At 62.6% G+C, this 22049-nt stretch carries 20 protein-coding genes; 6 read left to right on the forward strand and 14 right to left on the reverse strand.

Features of this window, described 5'->3' with window-relative positions:
* Positions 1 to 40 precede the first annotated feature (40 nt).
* Positions 41 to 1978, forward strand: coding sequence for a pilus assembly protein TadG-related protein (locus ACO77H_RS03045; protein WP_432754988.1), 1938 nt, complete (start codon positions 41 to 43; stop codon positions 1976 to 1978).
* On the opposite strand, the gene ACO77H_RS03050 is transcribed toward ACO77H_RS03045, so the two are convergent.
* Together ACO77H_RS03050 and ACO77H_RS03055 are read right to left on the reverse strand one after the other, a co-directional pair.
* Positions 1975 to 4719, reverse strand: a complete 2745-nt coding sequence (locus ACO77H_RS03050) for a PAS domain-containing sensor histidine kinase (RefSeq protein ID WP_432754989.1) — start codon at positions 4717 to 4719, stop codon at positions 1975 to 1977. The genes ACO77H_RS03045 and ACO77H_RS03050 overlap by 4 nt on opposite strands.
* The gene (locus ACO77H_RS03055; RefSeq protein WP_169952020.1) at positions 4716 to 5153 is read right to left on the reverse strand and encodes a TadE/TadG family type IV pilus assembly protein; all 438 of its coding nucleotides are present in this window, start codon (positions 5151 to 5153) and stop codon (positions 4716 to 4718) included. Before ACO77H_RS03055 ends, ACO77H_RS03050 begins: the two co-directional genes overlap by 4 nt.
* A 72-nt stretch (positions 5154 to 5225) precedes the next feature.
* On the opposite strand from ACO77H_RS03055, the gene ACO77H_RS03060 reads away from it, so the two are divergent.
* On the forward strand, positions 5226 to 5699 hold the full coding sequence (locus tag ACO77H_RS03060; protein ID WP_169952018.1) for a prepilin peptidase: 474 nt from the start codon (positions 5226 to 5228) through the stop codon (positions 5697 to 5699).
* Between the two features lie 126 nt (positions 5700 to 5825).
* Positions 5826 to 6608: a response regulator gene (locus tag ACO77H_RS03065; RefSeq protein ID WP_170058644.1), complete on the forward strand. Its 783-nt coding sequence runs from the start codon at positions 5826 to 5828 to the stop codon at positions 6606 to 6608.
* A gap of 243 nt (positions 6609 to 6851) precedes the next feature.
* Here ACO77H_RS03065 and ACO77H_RS03070 read toward each other — a convergent pair whose 3' ends face one another.
* The 8 genes from ACO77H_RS03070 to cpaB are packed head-to-tail and all read right to left on the reverse strand — an operon-like array spanning position 6852 to position 14281.
* Positions 6852 to 7124 (reverse strand): DUF3613 domain-containing protein, encoded by a 273-nt coding sequence (locus tag ACO77H_RS03070; protein WP_169952014.1) that lies wholly within the window; start codon positions 7122 to 7124, stop codon positions 6852 to 6854.
* A 19-nt stretch (positions 7125 to 7143) separates the two neighbouring features.
* Positions 7144 to 7866, reverse strand: coding sequence for a tetratricopeptide repeat protein (locus ACO77H_RS03075; protein ID WP_169952012.1), 723 nt, complete (start codon positions 7864 to 7866; stop codon positions 7144 to 7146).
* A 10-nt stretch (positions 7867 to 7876) separates the two neighbouring features.
* Positions 7877 to 8764: a type II secretion system F family protein gene (locus tag ACO77H_RS03080; RefSeq protein ID WP_170042542.1), complete on the reverse strand. Its 888-nt coding sequence runs from the start codon at positions 8762 to 8764 to the stop codon at positions 7877 to 7879.
* A 1-nt stretch (position 8765) separates the two neighbouring features.
* The gene (locus ACO77H_RS03085) at positions 8766 to 9647 is read right to left on the reverse strand and encodes a type II secretion system F family protein (protein ID WP_169952008.1); all 882 of its coding nucleotides are present in this window, start codon (positions 9645 to 9647) and stop codon (positions 8766 to 8768) included.
* Between the two features lie 10 nt (positions 9648 to 9657).
* Entirely contained in the window at positions 9658 to 10929 is a 1272-nt protein-coding gene (locus tag ACO77H_RS03090; RefSeq protein WP_169952006.1) for a CpaF family protein, read from the reverse strand.
* A complete protein-coding gene (locus tag ACO77H_RS03095; RefSeq protein ID WP_172312656.1) occupies positions 10926 to 12119 on the reverse strand; it encodes an AAA family ATPase in 1194 nt (397 codons plus the stop codon). Before ACO77H_RS03095 ends, ACO77H_RS03090 begins: the two co-directional genes overlap by 4 nt.
* Entirely contained in the window at positions 12116 to 13318 is a 1203-nt protein-coding gene (locus ACO77H_RS03100; protein ID WP_169952002.1) for a type II and III secretion system protein family protein, read from the reverse strand. Before ACO77H_RS03100 ends, ACO77H_RS03095 begins: the two co-directional genes overlap by 4 nt.
* A 15-nt stretch (positions 13319 to 13333) precedes the next feature.
* Entirely contained in the window at positions 13334 to 14281 is a 948-nt protein-coding gene (cpaB, locus tag ACO77H_RS03105; RefSeq protein ID WP_432754990.1) for a Flp pilus assembly protein CpaB, read from the reverse strand.
* 326 nt (positions 14282 to 14607) lie between these two features.
* On the opposite strand from cpaB, the gene ACO77H_RS03110 reads away from it, so the two are divergent.
* Genes ACO77H_RS03110 through ACO77H_RS03120 form a run of 3 tightly spaced genes read left to right on the forward strand, consistent with a single transcriptional unit; the run spans position 14608 to position 15477 of the window.
* Positions 14608 to 14796, forward strand: coding sequence for a Flp family type IVb pilin (locus ACO77H_RS03110; protein WP_038445716.1), 189 nt, complete (start codon positions 14608 to 14610; stop codon positions 14794 to 14796).
* Between the two features lie 55 nt (positions 14797 to 14851).
* Positions 14852 to 15244 (forward strand): response regulator, encoded by a 393-nt coding sequence (locus tag ACO77H_RS03115; protein WP_169951998.1) that lies wholly within the window; start codon positions 14852 to 14854, stop codon positions 15242 to 15244.
* Positions 15245 to 15288: 44 nt separating this feature from the next.
* Entirely contained in the window at positions 15289 to 15477 is a 189-nt protein-coding gene (locus ACO77H_RS03120; protein WP_169951996.1) for a Flp family type IVb pilin, read from the forward strand.
* A 395-nt stretch (positions 15478 to 15872) separates the two neighbouring features.
* Here the strand turns inward: ACO77H_RS03120 and ACO77H_RS03125 are convergent, their stop codons facing one another.
* The 4 genes from ACO77H_RS03125 to ACO77H_RS03140 all read right to left on the reverse strand — a co-directional run bounded on the left by ACO77H_RS03125 (position 15873) and on the right by ACO77H_RS03140 (position 21988).
* Positions 15873 to 17555 (reverse strand): ShlB/FhaC/HecB family hemolysin secretion/activation protein, encoded by a 1683-nt coding sequence (locus tag ACO77H_RS03125; protein WP_170058647.1) that lies wholly within the window; start codon positions 17553 to 17555, stop codon positions 15873 to 15875.
* Positions 17556 to 17723: 168 nt separating this feature from the next.
* Entirely contained in the window at positions 17724 to 19472 is a 1749-nt protein-coding gene (locus ACO77H_RS03130) for a collagen-like triple helix repeat-containing protein (RefSeq protein ID WP_432754991.1), read from the reverse strand.
* A gap of 312 nt (positions 19473 to 19784) precedes the next feature.
* Entirely contained in the window at positions 19785 to 20633 is an 849-nt protein-coding gene (locus tag ACO77H_RS03135) for a MaoC/PaaZ C-terminal domain-containing protein (protein WP_432754992.1), read from the reverse strand.
* Between the two features lie 2 nt (positions 20634 to 20635).
* Positions 20636 to 21988: a 3-oxoacyl-ACP reductase gene (locus tag ACO77H_RS03140; protein ID WP_432754993.1), complete on the reverse strand. Its 1353-nt coding sequence runs from the start codon at positions 21986 to 21988 to the stop codon at positions 20636 to 20638.
* Positions 21989 to 22049: the final 61 nt, after the last annotated feature.

A 22049-nucleotide genomic window follows, 5' to 3' on the forward strand; every position in this document is an offset into this window, starting at 1 on the left:
AGAGTAAGCGCTCGGCAGTTCGCCGGCAAAGGAGTGCTCGATGTCTCCCCGACTTCGTTCTGGCCAACGTGGCGCAATCGGTCTGGTATTCGCCGGCACCCTGGCATTGGCTCTGGTGTTTCTGTTGCTGGTGGTCGATAGCGGCCGCCTGTACCTGGAAAAACGCAAGCTGCAAGCCATCGCCGACACCGCCGCCCTGGAAGCCGCCAACCGCGGCGGGCAGTGCTCCGGCAGCACCACCGCCGTCGATTACGCCAAGCAGAATGCCACCCGCAATGGTTTCACCGTCGTCGCCAACGACACCAGCCGCGCCCTGGCGGTGACGTGTGGGACGTTGTTGACCAATGGCCTTAACACCCGTGTCTTCACTGCCGATGCCACCAAGAACGAGGCCATCCGCGTAGTGGCGAGCCGCACGGTCGCCACCGGTATCGCCAACGGGGTGTGGAAGCTGTTCAGTGGCACGTACAACGCCAATACCACATTGACCGCGACAGCAGTGGCGGCGCTGGCGCCGCCGGTGGCGCAATTGACGATTCGCAGTTCGCTGCTGACGGTCAATTCGGCTCAATCAGACATCTTGAACAAAACCATCGGTGGCTTGCTTGGTGGTGGCCTTTCCCTGACCGCCGTGGGTTGGCAGGGCTTGATCAATACCAATGTGAACCTGCTCAGTTACTTGGACCAACTGGCTATTCAAGCGAATGTGGCGGCGGGTGACTACGCGACGCTGCTCAACACCGCGGTTTCGGCGACGCAATTGATCGACGCGGCGGTCAAGGTGCTGCAAACCAACGGTTCGGCGGTCGCGGCGACCATCACCAACGTGCTTGCCATCGAGGCGATTGCGCCGAACACCAAAGTGCTCAAGCTGGGCGATCTGTTAGATGTCGCGACGGGCACGCCCACAGCGGCCTTGAATACGGACGTGCAGTTGTTCCAGTTGCTGCAGGGCGTGGCCCAGCTCTCCAATGGCAATAGTTTGGTGAGGGCAGATTTTCAATTGAGCGTGCCACTGGTCGCCACCTTCTCAGTCAAAACCAAAGTCATGGAGCCGCCACAGCTATCCGCCATCGGCAACCCCGCCCTGGCCAAGGCTGGCTTGGCTACGGGGGCAAATCAGATTTCCGTGCGCACTGCACAAGTACGCACGCTGATCTCGGTGGATGCGCCGATTTTGAGGACGGTTTCTTCTGTGATATCGGGGCTGGCAGGCTTGACCGACCCAGTGATCAAAGTAGTGAAGGGGCTTTTGAATCTGGACCTGGCAGCTATCGTAAATGCTCTTTTATGTGCTCTGTCTTGCGAGCGCACAGATATTGATATTGCCAGTACGCTGGACATTTACATCGAGGCTGCCAGTGGCGAAAGCCATGTTACCGACTTCACCTGTGCAACCTCCGCAACCAAGACATTAACTGCCCAGGCCACCAGTTCTTTGGCCACCCTGGCAGTCGGTAAAATTGACCCGGCCAAGGCGTTCTCCTCATCGACACCAGTGGATGTCCAGCCGGTCCGCCTCATTGATATCGGTACCCAGCACTGCACTTTGTTGGGAGGCTGCGACCCACGCAAAGCCAATGTCGGCGGCGGATTTTTGTTAAAGGCGCAATCAACTGTAGGGCAGAGAACAGAAAGCCTGTTTTATTCCCCGGTGGCAGAAATGAACCTCCCGCCGACCTACAAAAGTATTTCCAGTGTCAACATCATCAACAGCCTGGGTAACACGTTGAATGGACTTCAGGTGACCTACGCACCGCCTCCTGCCCCGGCGATTCCGAATGGAGCGCTGGCAGGTGTCGCGACGCTCCTGGCAACGATCACCACAACCCTTGTCGGGCTCGTCCAAGGGCTTTTGTCGCCGCTGCTGGACCCTATCGTCAATACGCTACTGAGCGCTCTGGGCATCAACCTTGGCAATGCTGAAGTCGGCGCCAACCTCACCTGCCACATGGGCCGCGCCTACCTTGTGATCTAACCCCCACCCACCACCGGCAACTCCACACAAAACCGCGCCCCCTGTTCACTGTTGGCGACGCTCAGGCGTCCGCCCATGTTTTCCACAATGCCGTAGCTTACCGACAACCCCAGTCCGGTGCCGACGCCAATCGGTTTGGTGGTAAAGAACGGCTCGAAAATCCGCTCCAGCAACCGCGCATCGATGCCGCCGCCGTTGTCTTCGACCCAGATGCGCACATGGCGGCTGTCGTGTTCGCTGTACAGGGCGATCCAGGGGTGGAAGTCGTGGTTTTTTTCGTGGCGTGCCATCAGTGCATCGCGGGCGTTGACCACCAGGTTGATCAGTACCTGTTCCAGTTGGTCGACATGGCCGTTGACCTGTACGCCCAAGTCCATCGGCGTGATGCGCAGGTCCACGCCTTTGCCGCGCAGGCCTTCTCCCAGCAGTGACTGGGTGCCTTCCACCGCCTGGGCCGGGTCGAAGGGTTGTTGCTCGACCTCCGAGCGGCGGCCGAACACGCGCATGTGGTCCACCACCCGGGCGGCGCGTTGGACCTGGGCGTCGATGCGCTGGAGTTTTTCCGTGAGGTAGTCGATCTGCACGTCGCCGTTGCCCAGGCGCTTGAGCACGTTGACGATGGCCATGCGCATCACATTCAGCGGCTGGTTGATCTCATGGGCCAGGCCGGTGGCCATTTCGCCGAGGGTGGCCATTTTTGCGCTTTGGGTCAGTTGCTGCTGGGAGCGACGCACTTCGGTGTTGTCGCGGCCCACGGCCTGGACTTCCTGCAACTGGCCGTGTTCGTCGAATACGCCACGGTCCGACCAGACCCACCACGCATGTTCGCGCCCCGGCAGTTGCAGGCTGATTTCAGCCGTACTGACGGGGAATTCCGGGCTCAACTGGCCGATGCGTTTTACAAAGGCGTTGCGCTGTTCTTCAGATAACCAGTGGCCCAGGTTGATCCCCGGCAACTGGGCCGGCGTGCATTCCAGGTAGTTGGCCAGGGGCGTGTTGCCGAAGGTCAGGGTCAGGTCCGGGCGGTAGCGGCAGATCATCGCCGGTGAGTCTTCGACGAGGATGCGATAGCGCTCTTCGCTGTCCTTGATCTGTTGCGCCGCCAGGGTCGCTTCGGTGACGTCCAGCCACAGGCCGACGGCCTCCACCGGCAAGCCGAGGTCGTCGCGCAGCAGCTTGGCTTCGTCCAGCAGCCAGTGGTAGTTGCCCTGGCGATCGCGCACGCGGTAGCGACTGCGCACGCTGCCTTCGCGCAGCAACTGCCGGGTGCGTTCGAAGTACAGGTCACGGTCTTCGGGGTGTACCCATTCCACGGAGGTGTCGTGGGTGCATTCGGCCAGGGTCCAGCCCAGCAGCGGCAGCAGGCTGTCGCTGAAGAACGCCGGGTGCAGCGCGCCGTTGACGTAGCGCTGCACGTAGATCACCGCCGGGGAGCTGGCGATCAGGTTGTCCAGGCGCGCATGGGCGGCGGCGGCCTGCAATTGTTGGTTCTTGATGTCGCTGATGTCGAGCATGAAGCCGATCCAGCGGCGCTGCTCGCCGGCACCCAGCACCTGGCCCTGGACGCGGTACCAGATGGGGTTCTGCTTGGCGTCGCTGCGCAGCAGGCGCACGCTGGTCAACAAGGGTTTGCCCAGGGTTTGCAGGTCTTGCAGGCGGCTGTTGAGTTCCTGGCGGTCGGCGGGGTGGATCAGTTCCAGCCAGTTGGCCAGTACCTGTTTGGTCGGTGCATCTTCCGGGCTCAGGCTGCGCATCAGCTGTGGGGCCAGCAGGATTTCTTCACCGCTTTCCAGCAATTCCCACCAGCCGGTACCGAGCAGGCCTTGCAAGGCTTCCACCCGTTCCAGTTGTTGGTGATGACGTTGCTCGCGCAGGCGGCTGAGCAAAGGGGCGGCGAGGGCGGCGGCGAGGTTCAGCCAGTCACGTTCGCTGACGTCGGGGTGGCCACTGTAGAACCCGCACAGCAACCAGGCGGCCACCCCCTGGCTATCGCGATAGGGCACCAGCAGGCCCTCGGCGCTGCCAAACACGCTGTACAGGCGCGGGTGTTCGCTGCGGCCCTGGAGGGTTTTCAGGCTCAGCGCGGTGTTGCCGTTGAGGCTGTCCAGGCAGGTACCCAGGCGTTGGCCCGGTTCCCACAACTGCGGCGCGTCGTGGGCGCTGTAGCCGCTGTAGACCAGCCAGTCCTGGTCCTGCTGGTCGAGCAGGACCATCGCCACGCACGGGATATGCCAGCGCTGGGCCAGGTTGCGCAGGTGCTCGCTGAACACTTGCGGCAGGCGTGTCAGGCTGCAGACGCGCAGCTGCTCGCTCATCTGGCTGGCCAATTGGTGGTTCTGTTCGCGCTGCTGGGCCAATTGCCGGCCGTTCAGCAGGTCGCTGATATCCAGCAGGCGCAGGATCCAGCCATCGCCGTCCGGCTCGATCCAGCCACGGGTATGCAGGATGGTATCGGCGGCGCCCTGGAAATCCAGGTCCAGGCTGTGCCGCTGCCAGTCGGCGGGAGTGCCTTCGATGCTCAATGCGCCAGGCAGGCACAGCAGGTCGCGCAACAGCGGGTGAGCCGGGGCGCCAAGGTGACGGGCCAACTGTGGGTGCAATGCCCGGCTGATATCTAGCACATGACCTTGCGGGTCCAGGCGCAGGTGCAAGCCTTGCGCCGGCGGGCTGGCGGGCGTCTCCAGGGCCTGGGCACTGCTGCGGCCCAGCAGCCTGCCGAAGATTTTGTCACCGGAGTTCAAAATTGCAGGCTCGACTGGGCGTGCAACGTGGTCGGCAAGCGGGGCACTGTGCCAATGCCCGGCAGCACAATAAACGGCAGGACGTTCTTCAGGTTGGCCGAGGGGTAGTTGATCTCGACGGTCAACACGCCTGCGGTGTAGGTCGGATTGATATGGGCCGCCTGGAACTGGAACGTCGCGGGGATCCACTGCAATTGGCTTTGCACGGTCTGGGTCGCCCGCAGGATCAGCGCCGCATTGTAGTTGGGGGTGCTGGGGTCCAGTGCCACGCTGCGGCGCACGGCTTCGGCGGTAGCCTGGTTGAACGACTGCAGCAGCAACAGCGGCAGGCTATAGCTGACCATGGCATAGAACACGGCAAAAAAAATCACGAACACCGCCGCAAATTCGATGGCGACGGCGCCTTTTTGCTTTCTAGGGAGGCTGGTTTTCATCACTGCGACTACCCTGACTGCTACTACCTGATATCAGCATAGAATCAATCGGCAAAAAGGGACGGTTTTTACGTGATCCAAGGCCTCGTGGTAGTTGTCTGGTTGGTGTTGTGTGCAATGCAGGATATTCGCCAGCGACAGATCGCCAATCGCCTGACCCTGGGCGTGGCGTTGCTGGCGCTGCTCTATCTGCTGTGGAGCGGTAGCACCTGGCTCGGCACGTCCCGGTCTGAAGGGCTGTGGGCGCTGATCCTGGCGCTGCTGTTGACGCTGCCCGGCTACGCCCTCGGGCGCCTGGGGGCCGCGGATGTGAAGATGCTCGCGGCGTTGGCGCTGGCGTCGAATTCGACCTACCTGTTGTGGTCGCTGATCGGGGCCGGCGCGGCCAATGTCGCATGGCTGGTCTATGGGCCTCGGCTGTTACCGCTTGCTAGTCAAGGCGTTAGAGCGCGCCTGGGTTACCTGGTGGTGGACCCGTCAAAAAAACTGCCCTTTGCACCGTTTCTTTTAGTGGGTTTTACCTTGGCCTGGCCGTGGCTCCATTAGTCGCGGGCGCTCTATATCGCTATGTACATAGTCGCAAAGTACGTCTACGTTTATTTGTACCGGTAATTAGGAAAGTTCCTCGGAACGGATAGGTCAATCTTTGGCTTGCCAGGCATGGAGTAGCGCGTGAACAAGCTTACATCTGCAGTAAAAGTGCTCGTGGTCGACGATCAACCGCTGATTGTGGAGGAGCTTTGCGAATTTCTTGAAAGCAGCGGTTATCGCTGTGTCCCGTGTGGCTCCAGCCAGCAGGCCGTGCAACGCTTCAGTGAAGACCCGCAGATCGGCCTGGTGCTGTGTGACCTGCATATGCCGGACATGGACGGCATTGAGTTGGTGCAGGCCCTGCAGAAAATTGCCGGCAAGCAGCGTGCCTTCGAAGCCATCATGCTCACTGGCCGGGCGGACAAGCAGGACGTGATCAAGGCCTTGCGCGTGGGCATCTCCGATTACTACCAAAAGCCCATCAACCTCAATGAGTTGCTCGAAGGCTTGCAGCGCCAGGAGGCCGCCCTGGAAGAGCGCCACAAGAATCTGCACCTGGGGAACTTGAATCAGAAGCTGCAATATCTTTCCGAGTCCATCGATGACTTGTACCAGGACCTGGACAAGGTCCGTCGCGGCCCGGCGCCGCAAGCCGAGGGCGAAGGGTCAAGCGAGGAGGCCGAGCGCCTGGAGGTGCCGGCGATCTTCAATCAGTTGTCGCCCCGGCAACTGGACGTCGCGCGGCTGGTGGGCAAGGGCCAGACCAACTACCAGATTGCCTGCGAGCTGGGTATTACCGAGAACACGGTCAAGTTGTACGTGTCCCAGGTGTTGCGCTTGACCCATATGCACAACCGCACCCAACTGGCGTTGGCGCTGTCACCGAGCAACTCGGCATTGCGCCAGCGGGTGACGGCGCACTGAAGCTTTGCGTACAGCCCTGTAGGAGCGGGCAAGCTTAATGCCAGTCAGTTAAGCGCAGATCCCCCTGTGGGAGCGGGCTTGCTCGCGAAGACGTCGGCCCGGCAAACATTGATGTTGACTGACCCACCGCTTTCGCGAGCAAGCCCGCTCCCACATTTGATCTTCACTGTCTTGAGCATTGCGTTCGCTTAACTGATCTGCATCAGGGCAAGCCCGCTCCCACATTTCTCCAGTGGCTGTGGTTTATTTGCTACTGCCCGAGCCCCCGCTTGCGTTGTCTTCGTCGAACTTTTCGGGGATCGCGAATTTCTTGCTCTCCAGCAAACGCTGTATCGCCAGTTCACGTTCGGCGGGCGTTGCCCTCTGTACCGTGGGTGAGGCGGCTTGCCCGTCGACTTGCAGCCTCAGCCAGTTCTCCGTTTCCTGCTGGGCCTTGGACGAGGGCCCAGGCTCGATGGCCAGTACCGTCAGGGGCAGGGCCAGCAGCGTCAGGCTGGCGAGGTAGGGGAATTTCATCATCGGCTCCTTCAAGCGCTTACTTGATTAGTGCGGGCGGTGCATCGCTGGCCGCTGCGACCTGGTCCTTGGCCTTGGCAGCCGGCGTGCCGGCGGCCTTGAGTTTCTCGGCCCGGGCCTGGGCCTCGGTGACCTGCTCGGGGCTCAGGCCCACTTGGCTGGCCAGTTGTGCGGCCTGGCCCCAGTTGTCCTGGTAGATCAGCAGGGTCACCAGGTTGACCGCCGCCAGTTGATCGCTTTGCTTGAGCTCCATGGCCGTCATGAACTCAAAGCGCGCCTCTTCCAGGCGCCGTTGGTTGAGGTAGACCACCCCCAGGTCGTTGCGGATTTTTTCGTCGGTGGGCGCCAGTTGCGCCGCCCGTTGCATATGGGCCAAGGCCTGGGCGTTGTCGCCCTGGGCCGCCGCCAGTTGACCCAAGCCGTGTTCCCCTTCGGCCGCCATGCAGGTGCCCAGCAGGCTGCGGTACAGCGGTTGCGCTTCACTGCGCCCGAGCAGGCGGTAGACCTTGGCCTTGCGCTGGCGCACTTGCGGCAAAGACTCCGGCAGGCTTTGCAGGTTGGCCAGGCTGGCGTGCATCTTTCCTTCATTGGCCATGTCGTCGGCCAGGTTCAGCGACAGCTCCTGCTCGGCGCTGGGCTTGGCACAACTGCCCGGGGTCATCAGCGCCGACCACGGCGTCTGGCCGTTACTGGCACAGCCGCCGAGCATCAGCAGGCCCAGGCCTGCAATCAGTGCTTTCATCGAGCGCTCCTCAAAAACTGCTCAGGGCCCGGGAGATCGCAATGAATGCCGGCCCCCCCAGCACAATCAATAAAGCGGGAAACAGGAAGACCATCATCACCACCGACATCTTGGCCGACATCTTCGAGATGAATTCCTGCAAGCGGGTCAAGCGGCGGTCATCGAGCAGTTGCTTGAGGGCCAGCAGCGACTTCATGGCGCCGCCGCCCTGCTGGATCAGTTGTTGGAGAATGATGCAGGTGTCGGTGAATTCGTCCACGGCCAGCAGCCGGGCAGTTTTGCCCAGTTCCTCGCTCAGTTCCAGGCCGGAGTCGACCCGTGCCAGGATCAGCCGCAGCTCCTGGGTCAGCGCGGGCAGCAGGCGCTGAGCTTCAACGCTCAATACCCGCAGCGACTGTTCAACCGCCATGCCCGACTCGAACAGAATGCGCAGCAGCGGGATGAAGGTCGACACCTCACGGGAGATTTGCTGCTGGCGGGCCTTGGCCGCGCTGGCGAGGATGCGCTTGGGTATCAGGTAGCCCACGCCCAGGCCGAGCAGGGGCGCGATCCACGGGGAGTCGGCGCCGGGAAAGATCAGTTCCTCACCCACCAGGATCAGCCCGGCCAGCACCAGCGGCACGCCAATCTGGCAGGCGGCGAAGATCGAGCGCTGATTGGCTTTGCGCCAGCCCACGCGGTTGAGCAGGATCTGCGTTTCGTTATCCATGCTCACCGAACGCTGGGCCAGTTGGCTGCTGCCAAACTGGCTGAGCAGGGTGCCGAGCCGGTCGCGGCGCACCAGTTGGCCTTGCAGGCGCTGGTTGACCAGGCGCTCGCGGCGACGCTGGGCCAGCAACTGGCCGGCGATCAGAACGAGCGCAGCCAAAAACAACAAGGCACTGATCAGCAGGACCATCTCAAATACTCCGCAACATGCGCCACATCGTCAGGCAGCCCAGCACCTGCATGGTCAGCGCGGCCAGCAGCATGTAGCGGCCGCTGTCGTCGTTCCACATGGTCAGCAGGTAGCCTGGGTTGATCAGCATGAAATAGCCCACCATGGCGATCGGCATGCCCGCCAGGACAAAGGCGGTGACGCGCGTCTCGCCGGTCATGGCGCGCAATTGCCGCGCGCCCTGTTCCCGTTCGCGGATCACCTTGATCAGGTTCTCCAGCAAGTCACTGGCATTGCCGCCGTAGCGGTGGTTGACCTTGAGGCCCAGGGCAAGCATGCGGAACTCGTCTTGCTCGTAGAACTCGGCAAAATCACTGGCGGCCTCGGGCAGGCTGACCCCCAGTTGCACATTGCGCTGGATACGCCCCATGGCGGGCTTCAAGGGCTCCTCGGTGCTGTCGATCGCACCCAGCAAGGCGTCGGCCAGGGTGCGTCCGGACTTCAGGCTGCGCACTGTATGGTCGAGCACTTGCGGCAGTTGTTCGATCATCCGCTTCACCCGCCGCCGATAGCGCCAGGCGATGTACAGCCGCAGCAGCAGCGGCGGCAGCAACACCATGCTCAGCAGGCCGACCCAGCTCCACACCAGGAACCCCAGGACGGCGCCCAACACCCAGCAGGTCACCCACAGGCCCAGGCTGTCGGTGGGTTTGCCCAGGCCCGCGCGCTGGAACATGCGCTCCAGGCCGACCCAACGCCCACGCTCTTCGGCCAGCAGCGGTTGGCCTTCGGCGAGTCGTTCCAGGACGCGGTCGGTTTCTGCCTGGCGCAGGCCACTGAGGAACAGGTGCAGCGACACGCCAATCAGGATCACGCAACTGAACATCAGGATGGCGCCGGTCATGGTGACGCTCCTATAGCGGCAGGGCGGATTCGCGGCGCAGTTTGTCACCCGCCGGGTTGACGGCCTCGCGCAGGAAGCCGAAGCCGGTGCGCCGGTCATGGCGGAACAGGGTGTTGGTGACATACACGTCATCGCGCACCCCCACCACTTCCACCACTTCACTGACGCAGCGCCGGCCGTCGGGCAGGCGGGTCAGCTGGATCACCACATCCAGCGCCGCGCAGATCATCTGGCGCAGGGTTTTCTCCGCGACCACCCGCCCGGTCAGGCCCACCAGGGTTTCCAGGCGCAACAGGGCGTCCTGGGCGTTGTTGGCGTGCACGGTGCTCATGGAGCCGTCGTGGCCGGTGTTCATTGCGGTCATCACATCCAGCACTTCCACACCACGGATCTCACCGAGGATGATGCGGTCCGGGCGCATCCGCAGGGCGTTGCGGATCAGGTCGCTGGCCTTCACCTCACCGTGCCCCTCGGCATTGGGCGGGCGGGTTTCCAGGCGCACCACGTGGGGGTGGCCCAGTTGCAGTTCGGCGACGTCTTCGATGGTCACCAGGCGTTCGTGGGGGTTGATCAACTGGCTGAGAATATTGAGCAAGGTGGTCTTGCCGGTGCCGGTGCCGCCGCTGATCAGAATATTGCAGCGCTTGCCCACCGCCTCCTGGAAAAACTCGAAGATCGACTGGTCGATGGTCTGCATCGCTACCAGGTCGCTGCTCTTGAGCATGTCCTTGCGAAACTTACGAATCGACAGGCACGGACCGTCGAGGGCAATCGGCGGGATGATCGCGTTGACCCGGCTGCCATCGGGCAACCGGGCGTCGACCATCGGCGAAGATTCATCCAGGCGCCGACCCAATGGCGCGAGGATGCGTTGCATGACCCGCTCCACATGGTGGGCGTCGATAAAACGCAGGTCGCTCTGGTGCAACAGGCCGTCCCGTTCGACAAACACCCGGTGTGGGCCGTTGACCAGAATCTCGGTCACTGACGGGTCGCGCAACAGCACTTCCAGAGGGCCGAAGCCGGTCAGTTCATCGACGATTTCCTCGGCCAGGCGCTCCATCTCATAACGGGAAATTGCCAGGTGCATGCGCGTGATGTATTCGGACACCTTGTCGATGACAAATTGCGCCAGGGATTGGCGCGAGCCTTCCAGCAGGTTTTTCCCCGACTCTTCGATGGCATCGATGATGTAGCGGTGCAGCACCAGTTTCAGGCCGTCGTGATCCACTGCGCTGCCAAGCCCACGGGCGGGCGCGCCGAAGAGCTTTTCGCCGTTCATTTGGTGGTCCCCCGCAGTCGCTCAAACCAGCGGGTGGAAGGTTTTTCAAGACCTTCGGAGCGCTTGGCCAGGCGTTCGCCCAAGACCTTCAGGTTTTGCGTCAGGGTCTCCCTGGGCGCCAGGCTGAACAAGGTTTGCCCCTGGTTCTTGGCGTTCAGGCGCACTTCCGGGCTCAATGGCAGCACGGCGATGACTTCCAGGCCGAAGCTCTTTTCCAGGGCCTCGCTGTCCGGTGCGGCGCCCTTGAGATAGCGGTCGATCAGCAGCCGTGCATGGTCCAGCTTCATACCCTTTTCCCGCCACTGATTGAGTACCGCCAGGTTGCGTCGGCAGTCGAGGACATTCTGGTCGGTGCACCACAAGAGCTTGTCGCAGTGGCTGACAAAAGTGCGCAGGGCTTCGCTGTCGCGCTGGCCGGTGAGGTTTACCACGATGTGCTGGAAGTGTTGGCGCAAGGCACTGAGCAGCATGTACAGCTCGGCGGCGCTGGTCAGTTCCAGGGGGTCGTCGCTTTCGGTGTAGGCGAGGATGCGCAGGCCACCTTCGGTGGCGGTAAAGGCGCTGTTGATCAGCGTGGTGTCCAGGCGGCGCAGGTGGCGCAGGGCATCGCCAAAGTTGAACGAGCTTTCCAGGCCCAGCAACGCCAGGCTGTCGCCACGGGGCAGGCCCAGGTCCAGCAGCAGGGTCTGTTGACCGCTCTTTTGCACCACCATCGCCAGGTGGCTGGCGAGCAGGGCGCCGTCGGCATTGCCCTGGGTGCCATACAGCACCGTCAGGCCGCCCAGGTGCGCATTGTGGGCGACTGGCGGCAGGCGTTTGCTCAGGCGCCGCACCAGGCCGGCGACTTCGCTGGAGCGTGAACCATAGGCGACAAAATCCCGCGCCCCGGCACGCATCGCGTTGAGTACCAATTGATTGTCCATGCCGTCGCCCAGGGCGACGATGGCCAGCATCGGCTTGGCTTCCAGGGCGCCCTCGATCAAGGCGCTCTGGGCCACTACATGCTCGCGGTCCAGGCCGACGAACACCAGGTTGGCGAAGGTCACGTCCACCAGGGCCAGCAGTTCGTCGAGGCTGCCACCACCGGCACTGACCACTTGGCCCAGGGGCGCCAGGGCGCCTTGCAGCCATTCCAGGTCGGTGGTGTTGCGGGTGATTGCCAGGAACGTCTGGCTCAGGCTATCGCTCATTGGGAAAGTCCTGTGCGTCGGTCGAAGTTGCCGTTTTCCAGGAAGTACAGGCGATACCAGTTGGGATCGTAGTTGCGCAGTTTTTCCCCGGGCAGGGACGGCAGGCGCGCGTTGGCGGCCAGGGGTTGGACCAGGTGCGGGGTAACGATCATCAGCAACTCTTTTTCCTCGCGGCTGACGTTGCTGTCACGGAAAAACGCACCAAGGATCGGTATATCGCCCAGGCCTGGAAACTTGCTGATGGTGGAGCGGTTGTTATTGCTGATCAGGCCGCTGATCACAAAGCTTTCGCCATCGGCCAGGGACACCGTGGTGTCGGTACGCCGCACCGTCAGGGCCGGTACCTGGATGCCTTCTACCTGCAAGGCGTTGGCGTAATCCAGCTCGCTGACTTCCGGTGCGACCTTGAGGGAAATCCGCGTGCGGTCGATCACGGTGGGGGTCAGGGTCAGGCGGATACCGAACTCTTTGTACTCGATGGAGATGGTGTCGCTGCCGGCACTGGGCACTGGGATCGGCACTTCGCCACCGGCAAGGAAGGTCGCACTGTGCCCGCTCATGGCAACCAGGCTCGGTCGCGCCAGCGTGTAGGCAAAACCGCTGCGTTCCAGGGCATTGATCAGCGCCGAAAAGCGCCCGCCGCCGATGCCGATGTTAAAACTCTCGTTATCCAGGGGCAGGCTCATCCCGGCTGTGCGCGGGCTGCCGAACAGGAAGTTGCGGGTGCCGCCGAAAATCGACGTGCTGGCCTCCTTGAGCTTGGTGCGGCTGACTTCGACAAAGCGGATATCGGTCTGCACCTGGCTCGGCAGGGACGGGTCGTCGGACGGCGCCAGGGCCTGGCTGGTCAGGCTTGAGCTGGCCTTGCCCTTGACGAACACCATGCTTTGGCGCGGCGCACTGGAGCAGTGGGTCCAGACCATCAGGCTGGTGGCGCCCGAGGCAACGCCGGTGAGCAGGAAGGCGCGGTCACCGTTGAGGTGTACATCGGCGATTTTCGGGTCGCCGATGGCCAGCCGGGTGATCGCTACAGGCGATTGCAGGGTCTGTTGCAGGCCTTCGCCGACCTCGACCACGGCCGGCAGGGCGCCCAGGCCGCTGCAACTGTCGGTAGCCGCGAACGCCAGGCTTACAGGCAGACTGGACAGCATCAGTGCCCAGGCCATTTGCGTGAACGCAGGTGCAAATCGATGGCGCATTCAAGGCATCCTTGCTCAGGGATTTTGTTGGATCGCTTGGTTACCGCGTATGACCTCGATGCCGGAGCGCCGGGGTTCGTTGGCGCCTCCAGCCTGTGCGACTCTTTTCGGCGCACCGAGCATGGCCAGTTGAGTGAACTGGTACAGCTCGCGATTGGCGCTTTGCAGTTTGGCGAAGGCCTCGTTGTCCCCGGCCCAGTACTGGCTCAGCAATTGTTCATCGGCACTGCGTACCGCCAGGCGCAAGGCGCCGACGCTGGTGGCCAGCATCAAGCGGCTCATCAACTGTTCCGGCACTGCCAGCACTACGGTTCGCGGTGGGCTTGCCTGGCGTTGTGCCTGGCGGGCTTTTTCTTCATCGGTGGTGGGCGGCGCAACGGCGGGCTTGCCATCGTTGGTCGGGCCGAGGGTATCGCCGACACTGAGCAGGCGCAGGGCCGGCACGATGATCTGTGACGTGGGCTCGGGGTTGGTGCCTTCCGGGCGCAGGAACAGCAGCACATCCACAAAATCCCCGGGGCTCAACTGGCCAGCCGCACCGATGACCTCATCGACGGCCACCGCCAGGGCGCGTTCGTCAGGGCGGATCATGCGGGCCAGCGGGCCTCCGGCATTGAAGCTGGAGTCATCCAGCCAGGTGCCGGCACGCAGGGCTCTCAAGGGCGTGCGGCCGATGGCCTGGTCGAGGCTGGTCAAGCTGCCGGCCGGGGCGGTGCGCAGTTTTTCCAGGGTCAGGTCGGCGGCGGTCAGGGCGATATAGGGCGGCACGTCATGGGCCAGGACCACCACGGGTTGGCGGGTCTGGTCTTCGACGGCGGCGACGGTTTTTTCCACAGAAACGCCAGATGGCGCGGGCGTGGCTGCCGGCTCAGGCGGACGACTCAGTACCAGTCCCCAATAGCCTGCAAACAGCGCACCGATTAATAACAACCCGGCCAGGATCATGCTGACACGACTGTTCATGAAGGCTCTCCCTTTCCTGTTGCACCACGCGCCCGTTTTTCCCAACGAGTTGATTTCGCAACCAGGCAGCTATGAACATCTAACGATTTCGCTATTTGACGGTAGCCGAGCTAGGACAAAATGCCATTAGCGTCCGCGATTTATTTTGGAACCCTCGCGCAGCTCCTTAAAACACGGGTTCATGACGCCAAGGTTGTGACTACTACTTTGTGATTAATCCGTTCTTACAGTTGTTGATGTGGGGTTTGTTGACAATGCTCTAGTGGCACGCAGCAATCACCGTGCAGCACCGCGATCTGCGCAAGCAAGCGCAAAGGAGAAGTCATATGTTCCTTACCTTCATGATGAAGCTCTACGTCCAACTCCAACTGTTCTTTCATCGCAAAGAGGGCGCGACGGCGATTGAATACGTGATTCTTGTCGCGGTTATCGCGCTGGTCGTGCTGGCGGCCGGTAAATTGCTTGGGCCTCAGATCGCGGCCATGTTCGCTAAAGTCGGAGCCGCCTTGACCTGATTGGCAGCAGTGCCTTGAGCATGCCCATCAGTGATTGTCTTGGAAGGTATTGCTCATGAGCGCTGTTGTTGCGAGCCGCCAGCAGATCCTGTTGGTGGATGACGAAGAAGATGCCCTCGTTGAACTGGCCGAATCGCTGGGAGACGAGGGCTTTATTTGTTTTTGTGCCACCTCCGTCACAGATGCATTGCAGCAACTGACACTGCATCCTGATATCGCGCTGGTTATCACCGACTTGCGCATGCCCGAGGAAAGTGGCATCTCCCTGATCAAGCGCTTGCGTGAGCACACGTCACGCCAGCACCTGCCCGTTATTGTCATGTCCGGCCATGCCGAAATGGATGATGTCAGTGACATGCTGCGCTTGCAGGTCCTGGACCTGTTTCGCAAACCCATCTACCTGGTTCGGTTGATCGACACCCTTAACAATCTGTTCCCCCGGGCGTAGGGAACAGTTGGCCCGTGCATAGCGCCCTGCTGAGGAGATGCCCTATGTTGCTTGCCCTGCTGCTGAGGATGTATGCGTGGTCGATGCTGTTCTGGCGCCGCCGGGACGGTGCGACGGCTATCGAGTATGTGATTTTGATTGTGGTGATTGCGCTGGTGGTGCTGGCGGCTGGGAAGTTGCTGGGGCCGCAGATTGCGACGTTCTTTGGCAAGGTGGGGGATGCTCTGACCTGAGGGCGGTGCCATAGGTATCTACACTGGGTTTGTGTACATATCCGTTGCTGCGGTCATGGCCACTTAGGGTTCCGCCCTGACGGCGGGTCACTTTCGAAGAGCGCGAAAGTAACCAAAGCGCTTTTGCCCCACCACTCGGTGCCTCGCCTAGGCTCGGCATGCCCGCAGTCAGGCATTGCTCCGTGGGCCCGCCGCGATCGTCCATCCATGGCCGTGTCGCGGCTACCCCGGCATCCATGCCGGGGTGCCCACTGCGCAATACCTGCCTGCGGCCAGCGTGGTTTGACGGGGCGTCTGAGATCAAGATCAAGATCAAAAGCAGAGCTACAGCGCAGAGCTGCATTTCCCTGTGGGAGCTGGCTTGTCGGGTCGCCGCATCGCCGGCAAGCCGGCTCCTACAGCTGATAGCTAAAACTCAAGGTATACCGCGGCCGCCGGTTAAAACTGTCCAATGCCATATCCGACATCGGCTTGGCCGCCTCCAACGCAATGTTGTAGTACTTGGCATCGCCAAAGCGCACGCCAACGGCGGCGGATGACATGTCACTGTCCTTGACCGGCAGGTTGTTGAACCAGGCCTTGGCGCGGTCGAGCACGACGTAAGGCTGCACGATCCTTACCCAGTCGCCAGCGCGGTTGTAGCTGTAGTTCACCTCGTAGGCCACCCCCCAGCCCTTGTCGCCCGAACCCTGGTCATCCGGGTAGCCGCGCCCGAAGTTCTGCCCACCGAACACCGCCCGTTCGCTGTCGGGCAGGGTGTCGTCGCTCCAGTACAGCGCCGCCGAGAGCACGCCTTGCCAGTTGTCGAAGAACTTGTCGCTCTGCACCCCGGATAGGCGCAGGCGGAAGAAGTCCAGGTCGGACTTTATGCCCTCGAAGTCACTGCGGGTTTTTGCGCCCAGGCCGTCGACGCCCTGGTACAGGCCGGCGCTGAGGATGCGCAGTTGGCGATTGTCGGCCTTGCGCCAATCCCCTTCAAAGGCCAGCGCGCGCAGGTCGGTTTCCACGTCAAAGCGTTGCGGGTAACCGACCAGTTGATAGCGAGTCTTGTCGTTCACCCCGTAGAAGCGAGTGCCGAGGGTCAGGGACTCGCTGGGCGAGGCGATCAGCGGGTGGCTCAGGCCGATGGAGAACCGGTCGTTTTCCCGGTGTGGCTTGAGCGAGAAGCCGCCGTCGAGGCGGATATGGGTGCTCGGGTCGCTGCGATAGCGCGCGCCATACAGGCTCAGTTGCGTGCCCTCGGCATTGATGAACTGGCTGTAGTCGAGCCGGTAGTAATGCTCTTTGTCGTCCCCCGGCGGGAACAGGCCGCTGAGGCTGACTTGTTCGCCCATTGATGTGTGGGAATTGCTGGTACCGGCGATCAAGGCTTGCAGGCCCCCGCGGCTGTCGTCGGTCATGCTCATGCTGCTGGTGAACGGTTTGCGGCTGGCCTGGATATTCATGTGCGCGGCACCATCGGTGGTGCCCGGTGGCGGTACTTGCGCTTGCAGCGTCACGCCGGGAATCCGCCCCATCAAGGTGGTGTAGCGCTCGAAAGTCTTGCGGGTCAGCGGGCGTTCGGCCTGGAGTTTTTGCGCCAACTTGTCGACGTAGGCCGACACCGAACCAATGTCGCCTTGTACCTGGTAGTCCTTGATATAACCCTCGACCAACACCACGCGCACCAGGCCCTGTTCGAAGCGCTGGTCGGGCAGGAAGGCGTAGGACAACAGGTAGCCGTCCTGCTGATAGCGCCGGGTGATGCTGCGGGTCGCTTCGATCAGTTGGGCGAGGTTGGTTTCATGGCCAATCAACGGCTCGAAAACCTGGGCGACTTCCTGCAGCGGATACACCGTGCCGCCTTCGATCTGCAGCTTGCGGATGGTGACTTTGGTGTCCATCAGCAGCGGTTGCGCTTGTGCCGCCGGGGTCTCTGGTAGCTGGGTCTGCGGCGTCACGGGCCGGTAGGCGTCGGCCGGCAGGTTGGGGACGGGGAGGTTGCGGATGGTGTCGTTGCTGTTGAGGAAGCTGGGTAGGGTCTCGGCGTGGACGTAAGCGCTGAGGGTGAGCAATAACAACGGCGTCAAAACGCGCATAGGACACTCCATGGTCAAAACTGCAGCGGCATTTCGCAGGGTCCCGCCGGGTTCTTGGGCACGGTTCGGGAGTTCCAATAAAAAAGACGAGAGACCCATTGGAATCTCTCGTCTCAACCAAGCGTAGGCGCTGTAGGGGAGGCCGTCTAATGGCCAGGTGCAATTCTTCTATTTGCCGGTCAGCCCCTTGAGCAGGCCGCCTACGCCGGTGTTTGTAGTGGCCGAACCAGACGCCGTGGCGTTGGCGTTGGCATTGATGTTCAGACCGCCCAGCAGGCCCCCGCCGCTACCACTGGTGCCGCCGGTAACCAGGCCGCCCACCGAGGACACCACGCCCCCGACTGCGGTGACGGTCTGGCCCACGGTATTGGTGACCGGGTTGGCGTTGGCCGCGCTGATGTTGCCGCCCAGGCCGCTGACTGCGCCGCCCACTTGCGTCACCAGGCCGTTGACCGGTGCACCGATACCAGTGGAGGTGCCGATGTTTTGGGTCAGGCTGCTGACACCCGAAGTCACAGGGTTGAGCGCTGCGCCCACATTGGTTGCCAGGCCTGCCACCGGTGCGGTTGCCGCCGTGTTGGCGACGCCGTTGCCACCGATCACTGTGCCGAGCGAGGCTACTGTGTTGCCCAGTGCGCCGCCTGCCACACCCCCTGCACTGACGGTGCCGTTGGTGTTGCCCGCATTCAGGCCGTTACCGACGTTGGCCACCAGGCCGCCCACCAGTTCAGGCAGACCGGATGCAGGGGCGCTGCCACTGCCGGTCCCGGCAGACGGTGCGACGTAACCACCGGCAGTGCCCGCTACTGCTCCGACACCGCCGAGCACGCTGCCCAAGGCGCCCGTTACCGGGTTGCCAGCGCCACCCGCGCCTGCCACCTGGGTGCCGAGGCCGGTGACGGTAGAGCCGACTTTGTCCAGCAGGCCATTGACCGGGTTGCCCAGGCCGGTGGCTTTACCCAGGTTGCCGGTGGTGTTTTCCACCAGCGAGACCACAGGCACCAGCACTTTGCCGCCCAGGGTATTGGTGACCGACCCCAGTGGGCCGGTGGTGCTGGCGGTGCTCAAGGTATCGCCGAGCATGGTGACCGCCTGGCCAACCTTATCCACCAGGCCGCCGGCTGCTCCACCGACGCCGCCGGTAAGGCCGCCCACTACCGGGATACCGCCCAGGGTGGTCGACAGTGTTTTGCCAGTGTTCGAAACACCCGTGCCCAGGTCGGCGACGCCGTTGGCCACACCGGCCACGGTAACGCCCAGGGAGTTGCTGTTAGTGCCCAGGGAGCCCAGGCCAGTACCGACGCCGGTGCCTACGCTGCCCACGGCGGTGCCCACGCTGGACACCAGGCCGCCTGCGGCAGTGCCGACTACTGGAACGCCGCCAACAGTGGTGCCGATGCCACCGATAGCTGTACCGACATTGCCGAGGGTGCCGCCCAGGTTGGCTGCAATCTGGCCAGTGACCAGGGGGCTGGTGGTCGAGCCAGTGCCGCCACCAGTACCACCGCCGGTTCCGCCGCCAGTGCCGCCGCCGGTTCCGCCGCCGGTTCCGCCGCCAGTGCCGCCGCCAGTACCACCACCGTCGCCGCCGCCAGTACCACCGCCGGTTCCACCACCGTCGCCACCGCCAGTGCCACCGCCGGTTCCGCCACCGTCGCCACCGCCAGTGCCACCGCCGGTTCCGCCACCGTCGCCACCGCCAGTGCCACCGCCGGTTCCGCCACCAGTGCCGCCGCCAGTACCACCACCGTCGCCACCACCTGTACCACCACCGCCGGTACCGGCGCCAGCATCCGGGGAGGAGGATGCAACGCTGCTCTTATGACCGCCACCACCACTGCTGCAGCCTCCCAGGCTCATCGCCAAGATAAGGGCCAATGCAGTACTTGCCTTCCACAACACGACTTGAGTTTTCATGATGAGTTCCTTAGCACCTGGTACAGCCTTTGTTGGTTTCGCAAGTTCGCCTGTTCTTTGGCAGGCAATACATGCGTCCGTTGTGGCTATAACAGTCTTCGGTACTCTTTCTCGCAACGCTCAACTTGGTATTAACGATTTATATACAGGCGCTGGTATGCATCTTGGTGATTAATACCAAAGGTATAGGGGGCGGTTTGTTGTTTGCGTCGATGTGTTATAAATCAAGCACTTGAATAAGTTAGCGGGCTATCGTTAGCCCGCTATAACTTAGGTTGTATATATACAATTAATCAGCAAATTACCCCGGTTTCAGGCAATCGGCTGCCACTTGCCGAGCATGTGTTCTATATCGCTGCGGCCCTTGAGTTGCAACTCACCGCTGGAGCCGGGGGCGCTGCTCAACAAGATGACCTCGCCAGGCAGGCGCACCGGTTTCTTGAACTCAACGTAGATCTCGATACTCGCCGTGGGCAGATGTTCATGCAGGGCCGCCACGGTGCGAGCCTTGTTCCACAGCCCATGGGCGATCGCCTGGGGGAAGCCGAACAGCTTGGCGGTGAGGGCGCTCAAGTGGATCGGGTTGTAGTCGCCGGATACCCGGGCATACCGCCGTCCGATGTCGGATGGCGCCTGCCAGCGGGTCAGTTCGCTGATCGAACTGGGCGCGGGCAGGGATTGCTCTGGCGCCTCACCATCGAGTTTCATCCCGCGACAGAGCATTCGGCTTTCACCTTCCCACAGCAGACCCAGGGAATCTTCGACGGTGGTGATCAGGTCAAAAGTCGCACCCTTGGCATGGGGTTGCAGGTTGCGCGTATGCACGCTGACCCGTACATCGCTGACCCCGCCCATGGGGCGAAACACGCGGATACGGTTACTCAAATGCACCAGCCCCAGCAGCGGGAAGGGGAATTCCCTTGCTGTCAGCAGTTGCAACTGCAGGCCGAACGCCAGGATGTGCGGATAAGTCGCCGGCAGCAGCGGGCTCTGGGCAAACCCGCAGACCTTGCGGTAGGCCGCGACCGCTTCGGGGTTGACCTGCACCCGGCAATGCAGGCCGAACGTGGGCAAGGTGGTGCCGGTGATCTTGCGCTTGAGCGCGGCGCGCCAATACAGCGGTGGCAGCGCCGGGCTGCTGGGTAATGTGTGCCACAGCATGGTTACGCTCCCAGCAGGCTTTGCCCGCATACGCGCAATGCCTGGCCACTGACGGCGCCTGACCCTGGCTGGCCCAGCCAGGCCACCGCCTCGGCAACATCCTGCGGCAAGCCACCCTGGCCCAGTGAACTCATGCGCCGCCCGGCTTCACGCAAGGCGAAAGGAATATGCGCAGTCATCTGGGTCTCGATAAAGCCTGGCGCCACTGCGTTGATGCTGATACCCCGTTGCGCCAGCAGCGGCGCCCAGGCCTGGGCCAGGCCGATCAACCCGGCCTTGCTCGCGGCGTAGTTGGTTTGCCCGCGATTGCCGGCGATGCCGCTGATGGACGCGAGCAAAACCACGCGGCCATTGTCGTGCAGGGTGCCGCTGTCGAGCAGGGCCTTGGTCAACACTTGCGGGGCGTTGAGGTTGACTGCCAGCACTGCGTCCCAGTATTCCGGGGTCATATTGGCCAGGGTCTTGTCGCGGGTGATCCCGGCGTTATGCACCACAATGTCGATGCCGTCCGGCAAGTGGTCGATCAGTTGCGTGGCGGCGTCATCGGCGCAGATATCCAGGGCAATGCCACGCCCGCCCAAGCGTGCGGCGAGGGCGTCGAGATCGGCCTTGGCCTGCGGCACATCCAGCAACACAATTTCGGCACCGTCGCGCGCCAGGGTTTCGGCAATCGACGCGCCGATGCCACGGGCAGCCCCGGTCACCAGGGCCTTGAGCCCGGCCAGCGGGCGCGTCCAGTCGTGCACCTGGGTTGTGCAGGCGTTCAGGCGCAGCACTTGGCCGCTGATATAGGCGCTTTTTGGCGAAAGGAAAAACCGTAGCGCACCTTCCAATTGCTCCTCGGCGCCTTCTGCGACATACAGCAGTTGCAGGGTGCCGCCGTTGCGCAGCTCCTTGGCCAGGGACCGGCTGAAGCCTTCGAGGGCGCGCTGGGCGCTGGCGGCAAACGGTTCGTCGAGGCTTTCCGGGGCGCGGCCGAGAATCACCAGGTGCGCGCTGTGATCGAGATTTTTCAGCAGCGGCTGGAAGAATTCACGCAGTTGCTTGAGTTGGTCGGTGTGCTGCAAGTGGCTGGCATCGAACAGTACCGCCTTGAGCTTGGGGCCGTGCCCGGGGATCCACGGTGTGGCCTGCAACGGCTCGGGCCCGTAGCTGTAGATGGCCTCGGTGAGTTTGTTGGCAAACCCCAGCACCTGGGCCGCGAGCGGGCCGCCGCCCAGCAGCAGGGCGCCATCCACCGGGCGCAGGCGTCCGGCTTGCCAGCGCTCCAGGCGTACCGGGGACGGCAGGCCAATGGCCGAGACCAGGCGGTGGCCGAGGCTTGAGTTGGCGAAGTCGATATAACGGTCAGACATGGAACGCTCTCCGGCTGCTGGGGTTCAAAGGGTGGACCATCAATAGGTGACAGTCGTTCCT

The organism is Pseudomonas sp. WMBT8 (assembly GCF_050916005.1).
Classification (GTDB): domain Bacteria; phylum Pseudomonadota; class Gammaproteobacteria; order Pseudomonadales; family Pseudomonadaceae; genus Aquipseudomonas.